At 34.6% G+C, this 12,286-nt stretch carries 8 protein-coding genes; 5 read left to right on the top strand and 3 right to left on the bottom strand.

Annotation, left to right across the window (positions count from 1 at the left end; translation table 11 throughout):
• Positions 1–398 precede the first annotated feature (398 nt).
• Entirely contained in the window at positions 399–1,559 is a 1,161-nt protein-coding gene (locus F6K22_RS14520) for a choice-of-anchor L domain-containing protein (RefSeq protein WP_293098819.1), read from the top strand.
• A 3-nt stretch (positions 1,560–1,562) separates the two neighbouring features.
• On the opposite strand, the gene F6K22_RS14515 is transcribed toward F6K22_RS14520, so the two are convergent.
• The 3 genes from F6K22_RS14515 to F6K22_RS14505 all read right to left on the bottom strand — a co-directional run bounded on the left by F6K22_RS14515 (position 1,563) and on the right by F6K22_RS14505 (position 7,659).
• Positions 1,563–1,736, bottom strand: a complete 174-nt coding sequence (locus tag F6K22_RS14515) for a hypothetical protein (RefSeq protein WP_293098816.1) — start codon at positions 1,734–1,736, stop codon at positions 1,563–1,565.
• 350 nt (positions 1,737–2,086) lie between these two features.
• Positions 2,087–3,142 carry a sulfotransferase gene (locus tag F6K22_RS14510; protein ID WP_293098812.1) on the bottom strand — a complete coding sequence of 352 codons (1,056 nt, stop codon included), beginning with the start codon at positions 3,140–3,142 and terminating at the stop codon, positions 2,087–2,089.
• Positions 3,143–3,270: 128 nt separating this feature from the next.
• The gene (locus tag F6K22_RS14505; protein WP_293098809.1) at positions 3,271–7,659 is read right to left on the bottom strand and encodes a tetratricopeptide repeat protein; all 4,389 of its coding nucleotides are present in this window, start codon (positions 7,657–7,659) and stop codon (positions 3,271–3,273) included.
• 1,049 nt (positions 7,660–8,708) lie between these two features.
• Here F6K22_RS14505 and F6K22_RS14500 point away from each other — a divergent pair.
• The 4 genes from F6K22_RS14500 to F6K22_RS14485 all read left to right on the top strand — a co-directional run bounded on the left by F6K22_RS14500 (position 8,709) and on the right by F6K22_RS14485 (position 11,761).
• Positions 8,709–10,010, top strand: coding sequence for a M16 family metallopeptidase (locus F6K22_RS14500; RefSeq protein WP_293098806.1), 1,302 nt, complete (start codon positions 8,709–8,711; stop codon positions 10,008–10,010).
• A gap of 220 nt (positions 10,011–10,230) precedes the next feature.
• Entirely contained in the window at positions 10,231–10,383 is a 153-nt protein-coding gene (locus F6K22_RS14495; RefSeq protein WP_293098803.1) for a hypothetical protein, read from the top strand.
• Positions 10,384–10,831: 448 nt separating this feature from the next.
• The gene (locus F6K22_RS14490) at positions 10,832–10,978 is read left to right on the top strand and encodes a hypothetical protein (protein WP_293098800.1); all 147 of its coding nucleotides are present in this window, start codon (positions 10,832–10,834) and stop codon (positions 10,976–10,978) included.
• A 15-nt stretch (positions 10,979–10,993) separates the two neighbouring features.
• The gene (locus F6K22_RS14485) at positions 10,994–11,761 is read left to right on the top strand and encodes a hypothetical protein (protein ID WP_293098797.1); all 768 of its coding nucleotides are present in this window, start codon (positions 10,994–10,996) and stop codon (positions 11,759–11,761) included.
• The last annotated feature ends 525 nt before the right edge of the window (positions 11,762–12,286 follow it).

The following is a 12,286-nucleotide window of genomic DNA, read 5'->3' as shown; positions in this document are numbered from 1 at the left end:
ATGCTAGAAAGGATATAAGGGAATATTGCAATCACACCAATACTCGATTATGAAGATTTGGTAAAGTCATGAAAAATTAATTCAAAAGTAATCTGGTTTATCCGTATATATGCTAGAAAGGATATAAGGGAATATTGCAATCACACCAATACTCGATTATGAAGATTTGGTAAAATTATGGAAAATTAATTCAAAAGTAATCCGATTTATCCGTATATATGCTAGAAAGGATATAAGGTTCTAAAAAATACTGACGAGAATAACTCACATATTTTCAGCTATATTTCACTAATTTAATAGATAAATTTCACATATTATCAAGATAAATATCACCCGATAAAACCGGAAAATTACAGATAAGAAATTTAAAAATAAAATTTTTAAGGACTAATTAGGGTATGACTACTTCAAAATTTTTCAAGAAACTTTCAATGGCGGTTGCCGGTACAGCTTTTATTTCCCTCAGTGGAACAACTATAGCTCAAGCAATTTCCATAACTCCCACCAGTAATGGGAATGAATTGGTAGGTAAAATTATTGACAGTGACAGTGGGATTACAATTGTACAAGATTCTATCAAGTATACAGGTGCAAATGTCGCTTCAGGAATTTTCACAGATGGATTATTATCTGGAATTGGTATCGATAAAGGTATTATTTTGACTACAGGAACAGCAAAGGATGCAGAAGGTCCTAATCATTTTGATGGCTCATACAAAACTAGGAATGGTTTGGATGGAGATCCAGATTTAGATACCTTGATTACAGGATCGACAACAAAGGATGCAACTACTCTGGAATTTCAGTTTGACACTGAAGGGGGTGATGTTTTCTTCAACTATGTATTTGCCTCTGAGGAATATAACGAATTTGTAAATACTGAGTTCAATGATGTCTTCGGTTTCTTCCTAGATGGAAAGAATATTGCCCTAATTCCTGGCACAACTACTCCAGTTGCCATCAATACAGTTAATGGGGGTAGAGATGGCAAGGGTGAAGGAGATGATGCTAGTCACCCAGAATTTTTTAACAACAATGACAAGGATAATGTTAGTGTTAGAGAATTGTTTGATCTAGAATATGATGGTTTTACTAATGTTTTTACTGCACAAGCACTAGGATTAAATGCTGGATCTTATACCATGAAACTAGCGATCGCTGATACAAAAGATGATCAGCGGGATTCTGCTGTTTTTATTCAGGCCAAAAGTTTTTCGGATGCGGAAATTTCAGATGGAGACACTTCAGATGCAGACACTTCAGATGGGGAAATTTCAGATGCAGACACTTCAGATGGAGAAACTTCAGATGCAGAAACTGCAAATAAAAACACTCAAGATGCTCCTAAACCTTCTGGAGACACTTCAGATTGGGAAACTTTACATGAAGACACTTCAGATGTAGAAACTTCAGATTGGGAAACTTTACATGAAGACACTTCAGATGGAGAAACTGCAAATAAAAACACTCAAGATATTCCTGAACCTTCTGTAGTTATGGGGTTGTTAGCAATCGGTTTTGCAGGTTTGTTACCCAAGAAAAAAAACAACCAAGTCTAATAACTATATAGATATTTCCGAAAAAGAATTTAGAGACATTCCATGTAATTTCACCAGAGTGGTTTCAGAAAATACAGAACTTACGCACGAGAACCCAGAAACCTGGTTTTGTCGTCGATGTTTATTGTTAAAACCAACTATTTGTCCTAGCAACCGGGTTTCTTTGCGTAATATCATGTCCGGTTTAACAGTTATAAATAATTAGGGAAGAGTCAGGAGATAGGAGTCAGGAGACAGGAGTCAGGAGAAAGAAGTGTTTTTATCACGCTCTTATCCGGATATGGTATAATATTATGTCCGGTTGAATAGTTATAATTAAAGTTTGTAGTAGGACTTGAGCAAAAAGTATGTATCGGGCTGAGAGCTTTACTACAAACCATATACTTTTTTTATCACTGATTATTCGGATATGGTATAAGTCCTAAAAGATTTATTTATTTACTGGATATCTCTAATGTCTTTGACTCAGAATACTTAGATAGCGAGCTTTCTCTGTTATTAAGAGCGATCGCTTGTAGTCAGTAAATTTAAGATATATAAAGTGTAGCTATTTCTACTTTTTGACGATTATTTATTTCCACAAAAATATTTAATTTTGCTGACTCACTAAGAATAATGTTATGAAATTTAAAACGAGCATTTTTACTAACTTTAACTGTAGGATATTTCTCGCCATAAACTGGAGAGCTTAAGCCTAGTTCTGCTGGAATTATTTGACCAGAAGAAATTGTATATATTGCCGAAACAGAAATTTGATTATTTGTGGGAATAACTACACCAGCAAGATTAAATTCTTGACCAGGTAATATCTTGTTTGGCACATTATCAATTTCACAGACAGAAAATAAGTGACTATGTAAAGATGTAGGTGTTAGTTTAAGCAGAAAATTTTGATAAGTCTGAATATTCTTTTGGCCGTAACTGTGAGGAGTTAATAAAATTTTATCGATATTTTCTGGATATTTAGCACCTAAAAAATCAAATAATAATTTGAAATTATTTGATTCTGAAACTACATCTTCGTAGGAAATTATAAAGGTATTTTCTGGGTGAGTTGTTTTATAGGTATGAAAAGCTGTTTCAAGATTCATTAGTTCAGTTCTAGATTCTGCTCGGTCGGTATTTGCCCACCAACCACTTTTTAAGACATCATCTAGATTTCTGACATTGAAAATAAAAGCAGGAGTGGGAAAAATTTTAGCGAGAAAGTCTAAGTAATCAGCAATATCTTTTTGTTGTTGATAGACTTCAAAATATCGAATTTCTTTAAATCCATAACAGAGGATATTTTTCTGATTTTTTTGGTCAGCTAATAAAAGATTTCTAACCATTTGCTGAGAGTAATCTAAAAATAATTCTAGATTTATTTCTTCTGCTCCAAACCAAGGATGATTAGTTTGAGAAGTATCTCGATGATTACGAGTATCGATCAATTTTTTGTAAGCTTCATATAATCCATAAATAAAGTTATTATTTTCGCCTCTGACCAAAACTCCGTCAATATTATTTAAAATACCTTGCAGTAAAGTTGAGCCACTTCTACCATAGGTGACAATTAAAACTGATTCAAAATTTAAAGACATATTTTTTATAGCACTAGGGAATAGGGAATAGGGAATAGGGAATAGGGCAAATGGTACAGCAGACTGTTAGAGAATTTCAGGGTTTAGAAATGTCCTAATCTTTGCTTCGACTGCTGTAAGTAAAAATTTCAATAACTGTTAACTTTTTTATACTCTTGCCAAATAGCATCAACAGAATAAAAATCTTGTAATAGTTGATAATCTTCTGCATAAAATTCTATCAATTTTGTCAAAGACTTCTCTGTTAAATCTTTGAGAGTTATTTTGGGACCCTCAGTTTGCAGTCGAGGAAATTTTATTTCAACTTTTGCTTTTTGAGAAATTATTTGTCTGAGATTTTCTAAATTTTCAATTGGGCAAATAAAATCATAAATACTGAGGTCTTTACCTAAATATTTGTTCTGGGGTAAAGCATGATGAATAATATCATCAGAAAATTGAAAGTAATTTTCTAAATTTTCAACAAAAAAGTTAATGTCAGGTTCGGGTTTTAAACCAGCATTTTCTAATTTGCGTCGCACCGATTTTAACCAAAATATCTTATGATGTAAGACAAGATTTTTATAACAAGATAATAGTCGCTTAATTGGGTCACGAATTACAGTAAATTTGAAATAGTTATCTAAATTTTCGAGATGCTCTAAAACATTAGTATAGGGATGCAAGAACCGATGAATGTGTGTGGTTTCAGAATATTCTTTGTTAAATTTTAAGGAGTAAAAAATATGTTTGAGAGTGGTACTAGCACATTTAGGAATTGGTAAATAAACTAATCCTAGTTCCTCAAACTTTAGAACTCTAAATACTTGTAATTTTAAGGCATCATAAATTTTAGGTAGTTGATTGGGATTTATTTCTACTGCCTGACTATAATATTTTAGAGCAGATTCAGTTTCTCCTTTGTCAGCTAAAATATTTCCTAACTTTAGATTAATACTGGCATCTTCAGGAAATCTATCTATTGTTGCTTTTAAGACAGCGATCGCTCCCTCTACTTGATTTATTTCGACCAAAAATTGACTCAAACTTTTATATACTTTTAGGGGTTGATTGGGATTTATTTTTATTGCCTGACTATAATGTTTTAGAGCAGATTCAGTTTCTCCTTTGTCAGCTAAAATATTTCCTAACTTTAGATTAAGACTGGCGTCTTCAGGAAATCTATCTATTGTTGCTTTTAAGACAGCGATCGCTCCATCTACTTGATTTATTTCGACCAAAAATTGACTCAAACTTTTATAAATTTTTAGTGGTTGGTCTGGTTGAATTTCAATAGCTTTATGAAAGTTGTCAATAGCAAGTTTTAAATTTCCTTGTTTAGCAGCTTCTCGCCCCTCTTTTAAAAAAACTTCTGCATCTAAATCTTGTAAATTTGGCTGAATATCACCAGAAATAATTCCTAACTGAATTAAATTAAAATCATAAGGTTTAATACCATTCAAATATAAAATCTTTGCAACTAAGACATCTTCATATAATTCTCCACGGAAACAACCAGGATATTTCATTGTATATTCAAACAAAATCTCCAGACTTTTTCGAGACAGAAAATATCCACTCCCACCATCGCACCACCGCGCCACAAATGGCAAATCATAAGGAGTTTGATCGATGGATTTAGATTCACATTTACTAAAATGCCAAGACCTACCGATAGAATATCCTAGAGTATTACCCATATAATCCTGGGTAGATTCTGTTGAGAACCAATCTATCAATTCTAAAAATCTTGGCATATCTTTAATCCAGGTATCATCATCTAACTTCAACACTCCCTGAAAATCAAAACAACAATGGAAATATTGAAATGCTTGGAAAACTTTTAGGGGTAAAGATTCATAATTATCAGGAGATTTGACATATAAAATATCTCCCTCATTTTGCCAATCAGAACTTAATTCTGGTTCTCCAATTACAAAACAGTAGGGCAGGTTAATTTTTTGATATAGTTTCTCTCTCAAAACTTGAATTTTATCAAGATTTTTTTTGCAGGAAATAATCATAATAGCTATCTTACTATTAGATGAATTAACCAATGCGGGAATCTTGCCCGCGAGATGATTATGTTGTTGTAAATTAGTTTTGATTAGAGGTAAGCAAGACTGATTTTCGGGATTTAATAATAAGCTATTTTGCAGATGTGAAATTGCTTGTTTAGATTTTTTAGCATTTGCATAATCAAGCCCCAAGTAGAGATAAATTATTGACAAAGTAATATGTTGAATTATAAATATATTCTGGTTTTGGCGAACAAAATTAATTATATTTTCAACGAATTCAGGTCGATTATTAGCTAAACAAGAACGAACTATACTTAAGACAGATAAAATAAAGACAAGGTGATTGTATTGCAAAGCTTCTAGTAAATTCTTGCTATAAAAATCTCGACAAGTTTCTAAATTAATCTGATAAATATTCCATGCCCGCTCTAATTTACCATTAGCAGCTAATTCACAAACTTCAATAATTTCATTAATTAGGCGATGTTGATTAAATATATATTTTCTAGCCATAAAATCATCCACAAATTGATTAATATTATCTAGATTGCCAATAGTCAAAAAACATCGACAGAGATGAGAATAAGCAGATAAAAATTTTCCCGAACTACTGGCTTTTTGATAATTATCAATAGCTGCTTGATATTTGCATTGACGAAAATATAAATTACCTAAACCGAGATAACCTTCACTAGAATATTGCGACAATTCCTCAAAAATTGACTCCGCTTCTGCCAATTTTTCCAACTTCATCAAAATCTCACCGCAACGCATATAAGCAAGAATATGTTTGGGAAATTTTTCAATTATTTCTTGCCATTTTATTAATGCTAAATCCCACTTTTGCTCCTGTTCTAATACCCGAGCTAAACCGCATAAACCATCAGAGCGATCGGGAAATTTTTCTAATACATCATTAAATATAACTTCTGCTTGCTTAAACTTACCTAACTTAATTAACACATTACCTTTAGCAATATAAAAAGACAGTTTTTCAGGAAATTTATTTATAGCTATTTCCCACCTTTCTAATGCAATATTCCACTTTTTTTGTTGTTCAGCAACTTTAGCTAAATTTTCCCAACCCAAGATTTTATCTGGAAACTGTTCAGCCAATTCACTAAATAATTTTCTAGCTGCCTCAAATCTACCTAATTTAACCAAGACTTTACCTTTACCTACAGAGGCAGGTAAATTTTCTGAATCTAGTTTCAATGCTTTATCGTAATTACTTAAAGCAGCCTCAAAATGTTGTAAATGATTCAGGTAAAAATTTCCTAAATTAACATATATCCTAGGATTATTAGAATTAAAACTAATAGCAGCTTCATAAGTTTCTAAAGCAGTCTTAATATCGCCTATATTCGTATTAACTATAACTAAATTATTGTAGCCAACTAAATTTTTCGGCTGTAATTTAATTGCCTTTTGATAAACAGTAATTGCTGCTGCAAAATTCCCAACTTGATTAAAAACTTCACCCAATTTTATATGTAACCAATAATCTTGGGGAAAAGCCTCCAAGCCATCTTGATAATAAACAATAGCCTCTTCTAAATTCCCTTGTTCTCGACAAACATCTCCTAACCCAATATAAACCCAGGAATTATCTGGATTTAATTTCATTGCTTGTCGATAATAACCAATAGCACCCTCCAAATTTCCTTGTTCTCTTAAAATACCGCCCAATCTGATATATAACCAAACAGTATTAGGACTCGATTCTATTTTTAATCCATCCTGATAACAAACAATAGCCTTTTCCAAATTCCCCTGTTCTCTATAAATATCTCCTAATCCAATATAAACTAAAGAATGATTCGGACTCAATTCCATTGCTTGGCGATAATAACTAATAGCTTGTTCAAAATTTCCTTGGTCTCTGAAAATATCCCCCAATCTGATATATAACCAAACAGTTTCAGGACTCAATTCTATTTTTAATCCATCCTGATAACAAACAATAGCCTCTTCTAAATTTCCCTGTTCTCTATAAATATCTCCTAATCCAATATAAACCCAGGAATTATTATGATTTAACTCCATTGCTTGTCGATAACAACTAACAGCTTGCTCTAAATTTCCTTGGTCTCTTAAAATACCCCCCAATCTGATATATAACCAAACAGTCTTAGGACTTAACTCTATCCCCTTTCGATAATAATCAATCGCTTTATTAAACTGCTTAATTTCTCGGTAAGTATCTCCAATAAACCCATAAATCAATTCATTTTTTGGGAAAAATTTTAAAGCATTATGATAATAGTCAATCGCCACTTGGTGCTGACCATTCTTTCTGAGAATATCTCCTAAAATTTGATAATTTTTTAAATTTTGAGGATGATTTTCAATGACTTTTTGATAAGATTCAACCAAACCTTCCCATCCTAATGAACAGTCAGGATTAACCTCTACAGCAGCTTGAAAATTAGCTATTGCCTCCTCCAACTTTCCTTCTATCTTAAATTTATTGGCAATTTCCACCAAATTTATGCTTTGCGTTTGATTATTCGACATTGTATAAACTCTTCCCTCATTTAAGTCCTATTACTTTTAGTTGAACAAAACTATTAGTTAGTGTTTTGCCTCATCTTTACACTCAGAGATGTTGCACTTCAGAAATTTTTCAATTTTCTTGATAAAAAATTTTGTTAACTTTTAGATATTTTTCATCAAAAATTATTCGGTAGTTTGAAAACCACCATCTTTTAATCGAAAGTTGATAAGTATGGAAAACTCAAATCCTATAAGTTTTAGCTAATAGACATCTCAAAAAATAAAAAGTAAAGTCAATTATTATCCATAAATTATCAATTCCTCTTCCCTATTCCCTGTTCCCTCTTTTCTGGAGATGTCTAATAGTGAATAGCTAATTAACATCTACAAGTATTTCTGGAAAGTTAACGATTGGCCAAATAATAAAATGACATAATCAAAATATTTTTCACTAGAAAATTAAGTAAAACCGTAAAAAATTACCACGACTTAAGCAGAAATCAGGTTTGGTGAGGTAAGTTCCTCATTTTATTGAGCAGGGGAGTCGAAGAAAAATCAAAATATGAATAATTAACACGCTCCTAGCTAATAGACATCTCCAAAAATCAAAAATTAAATCAATCCCATACGCATAAACCGTCAATTATTTCCCCCTACTCCCTACTCCCTGTTTTCTGGAGTCTCATAATTATCAAAAAAAACCTTCTTATCGAAGGGAAAACAAGAGGATGTATTTCAATTTCTCCCATTTCCCCAACTACCTATTTCCCAAACTCCCCAACTCCCCATTTCCCGATCTCTTACCGAAAAATTAAGGTTTAAAGCCTCTTATGAGCAAGGATAAAAAGCGGTCGAGGGATGGGATGGCGAGGTTTCCCTCTGAATGCAGAGCCGCTCCGAAGTACGCCATATTCAATCTCCCCTTGAGAACAAAAAAATTCCTTTCAACCAATCCTCAATGTTTTAAGAAGAGGTAATAATTAATTATTAATTATTAATTATTGAACCACATTTCTTTTCTTGTTTCCTTCTGCTATATATAGTGAAGATAAACAACAGATATAGCAAGAATGACCTCAACTTTAGTCTCACCAACCCTCCCACATCTCAACGCCCCCACCATTCGTCAACTACCAAATGGACTAACCATCATCGCCGAACACCTGCCAGTTGAAGCTGTCAACCTCAATATTTGGCTTAATGTTGGATCTGCTTTAGAATCTGAATCAATCAACGGGATGGCCCATTTTCTCGAACATATAATTTTCAAAGGTACTCCCAAACTTCCCAGTGGCGAATTTGAACGTTTAGTAGAACAACAAGGCGCCGTAATGAACGCTGCCACCAGTCAAGACTATACCCACTTTTACATCACCACCGCTCCCAAAGACTTTGCTAAGTTAGCACCTTTGCAATGGGAGGTACTCCTTAACCCCAGTATTGCTGATGATGCTTTTGAACGAGAACGGTCTGTTGTTCTCGAAGAAATTCGGCGTTCAGATGATAACCCCAACCGTCGTTGTTTCCGAAAAGTCATTGAAACTGCCTTTGAAAAATTACCTTATCGTCGCCCAGTATTAGGTCCGGCAGAAATTATTTCTCAACTGCAAGCTCAACAAATGCGCGACTTTCACCGGAGTTGGTATCAACCGAATTCCATGACTGCTACTGTAGTCGGAAATTTACCAGTAGAAGAATTAATTGATATTGTCACAGACTCATTTACAGAAGCTGACAATAGTCGAAATACTCCAGAAATACCACTGCCATCTAATATCAATCTAAAATCAGAGTCACCTTTTACAGAAATAGTTCGCCATGAAGTGATAGATGAAGCTCTTCAGCAACCAAGGTTAATGATGGTTTGGCGCGTACCTGGGTTAAACGAATTATATGAAACTTATGCCTTAGATGTGTTGGCAACTATTTTGAGTCAGGGGAAAACATCTCGCCTCGTGCGTGACTTACGAGAAGAACGAGGTTTGGTTTATTCTATTGGTGTGAGTAACATGAGTCATCGTCATCAAGGTGTTTTCTATATTTCCGCCAGACTGCCAGAAGAAAATTTAGCTGAAGTCGAAGCAGCGATCGCTCATCACATTTATAGTATCCAACAAGAGTCGGTGACAGAAACAGAAATGAAACGTATTCGGACATTAGTGGCGAATAGGTTTATTTTTGCTAATGAAACACCAAGCGATCGAGCGAGTTTGTATGGTTACTATCAGTCAGTAGTGGGAGACTTAGTACCTGCGCTCAATTATCCTCAACATATTCAAGCGTTTGAGTCGTCAGATATTCAACAAGCAGCATTGAAATATTTATCTGTTGATGCTTATGGAGTAGTAGTGTTTCGACCTAAGCAAGCGTAAAAAACCTAACCCCCCAACCCCCTTCCCTGGTAGGGAAGGGGGAGAAACTCCCCTCTCCTTGCAGGAGAGGGGCTGGGGGAGAGGTCTTATATAGAATCCGGGTAATTATTACTGCGTTCCTCATTGCGACTGGAACGGAGTGGAAGGAAGCAATCTCCGCGAACCCCTGAGATTGCTTCCTATCGTCGCTGCGGACGACTGTTCAACGTAGGGACGTTGCATGCAACGTCCCTACTATGGGTCTAACGAAATAAAAACTGCTGTAAGTCTTGACATTTTTGCTCAAACTTTTATCTTAGCACTCCGAAACTTTCCGGATACACTTTCCCATCTAGTTTCATCAAAACTTCATAATCCATTTTTGCATAACTAGACACCTCAAACCCAAACTCAGAAGTGACTTTACTAATTTTCTTACTCAAAAATATTTTCACTAAATTTTAAATATTCTGTGAAGTTAAGCCAAAAGTATTGCAAAAGTTTCTTGAGGGAGTTTAATATACAAGTGTAAGAAATAAACCAGATTGATACCAACGGCTTCAACTCTTATAGGGCTTTGTTGCACTAATATCCAGAAACCTTTACAGAGGATCATTTTCTCATTTATATATTTTCTTGATAAACCCTTGTTTTATAATGCTTAAAGCACTTTCATGCAACAAAGCCCTCTTATAGCTATAACTAGCAACATTAAACAACGAATAAACCAGAACTTAGCCACGTACGCTATCTTTAGGGGCATTTGATCAAATGCCCCTACGAAAAACAGAATTTTATAGATGCTTTGCGTAAGTCTTGTAAACCTAAAAATCAGTAAACCAATGAAGCTTAACAACAAATACTTACAAATTGGAACTTTTTCTCTAGCTTTCTTGATGGCAGGAACTCAGACTGCAACTGCTGCCAGCTTACGAAGCTCTGATGTTGTCGTTATTATTGATGAATCCCGTTCTATGGATGGGGAGTAAGATTGGCTCGGCAGCATGATTCCACAACTAGATGTAGCTCTAGAAAGCGAAGGTATCACAGGCAACCGTTATGGTCTTGTTGGATTTGGTAGTGGTCTCCAGGATGGTAACTTAGGACGCCCTTTGGCTGTAGGTGGAGGTAAATTTGGCACTGCTAATGAATTTGCTAATGCGACTAATAATTTACTGTTATCTGGTGGAGTTGAAGATGGTTATTCTGCAATTGACTTTGCTCTGAATAACTATACCTTCCGGGAAGGTGTTGCTGTTAACTTCATCCTGGTAACAGACGAATATCGGAATAATCGCAACTTTAGCCTCAATTTCACTAATATCCTGGAAGGGTTACAGCGAGGAACTGCAGACACTTCAGATGATATTTTATTGAATGCTGTAGTCAATGCTAACTTTGTGAATGATGCTATTGGAGTTAACTCTGAAGCCAATGCTTATATGGCTGACGGCAGTGGTGGATTCACAACAACCCAACTTCCATCCTTAAATGGTATTGTTACCAGAGATGAGGGAACTACTCGAGAAGATTATATAGACTTAGCTCTTGCTAGTGGAGGCGCAGGATGGAACTTAAATCAACTGCGAGCTGGTGGTTTAACTGCTACTTCTTTCACGAATGCTTTTATTGACATCAAAGTGGAAGAGATTGAGCAACAGCAACAGGAACAGCCACAGCCACAGGACGTCCCAGAACCAGTTTCCGTTTTCGCTCTCTTCGGTATCGGTGCTTTAGCTGCTAAAGGATTGAAGCAAAAAAAAGAAATGTAGGTTCACAGGTCTGATTCCTTGTAAACCTACTTGACTTTTAAAACCTGACTGTAATATATCTTCAAATACTCAGATTGTAAAGAGATACGCCTAATATTTTTAGGCGTATCTCTCAAATTTCTTCATGCCATAGAATATTTTCTATTTGTGGTAAATAATTCTATTGAAAATTCCTGCCGTAATATTATTTCCGGTTGAATAGTTATAATTAGAGCTGCCTAGAATTGCTCTAGCCCCAACTATAGAAAATTAAACAAATGACAATAACTACTCCCCAAACTTAAAACATACTAAAATTCCAACCAACTTCTCAAAAAAGTCCCATAATTTGGTCTAGCCCAGAGAATAGTATATTATAGCTCCTGATTACTATTTTCCTGTTCTATCAACCTAATATGGAACTCAAAGACTTTCTGGGGACAGACCTTAAATACGACGTAAAAACCCTCGCCGATGATGAACACCTGACTCGCGAGATTCAGGCCATACTTATTGACCTAAATATGCTTAACCCTACAGTAGATA

It is taken from the genome of Okeania sp. SIO2F4, assembly GCF_010672385.1.
GTDB lineage: Bacteria > Cyanobacteriota > Cyanobacteriia > Cyanobacteriales > Microcoleaceae > Trichodesmium.
This window is presented reverse-complemented; position numbering and strand designations above follow the sequence as displayed.

Coding starts and splice junctions, on each gene's coding strand:
- F6K22_RS14485 (WP_293098797.1), top strand. CDS start 10,994: ATGATTCCACAACTAGATGTAGCTCTAGAAAGCGAAGGTATCACAGGC.
- F6K22_RS14510 (WP_293098812.1), bottom strand. CDS start 3,142: ATGTCTTTAAATTTTGAATCAGTTTTAATTGTCACCTATGGTAGAAGT.
- F6K22_RS14500 (WP_293098806.1), top strand. CDS start 8,709: ATGACCTCAACTTTAGTCTCACCAACCCTCCCACATCTCAACGCCCCC.
- F6K22_RS14495 (WP_293098803.1), top strand. CDS start 10,231: ATGCAACGTCCCTACTATGGGTCTAACGAAATAAAAACTGCTGTAAGT.
- F6K22_RS14490 (WP_293098800.1), top strand. CDS start 10,832: ATGAAGCTTAACAACAAATACTTACAAATTGGAACTTTTTCTCTAGCT.
- F6K22_RS14520 (WP_293098819.1), top strand. CDS start 399: ATGACTACTTCAAAATTTTTCAAGAAACTTTCAATGGCGGTTGCCGGT.
- F6K22_RS14515 (WP_293098816.1), bottom strand. CDS start 1,736: ATGATATTACGCAAAGAAACCCGGTTGCTAGGACAAATAGTTGGTTTT.
- F6K22_RS14505 (WP_293098809.1), bottom strand. CDS start 7,659: ATGTCGAATAATCAAACGCAAAGCATAAATTTGGTGGAAATTGCCAAT.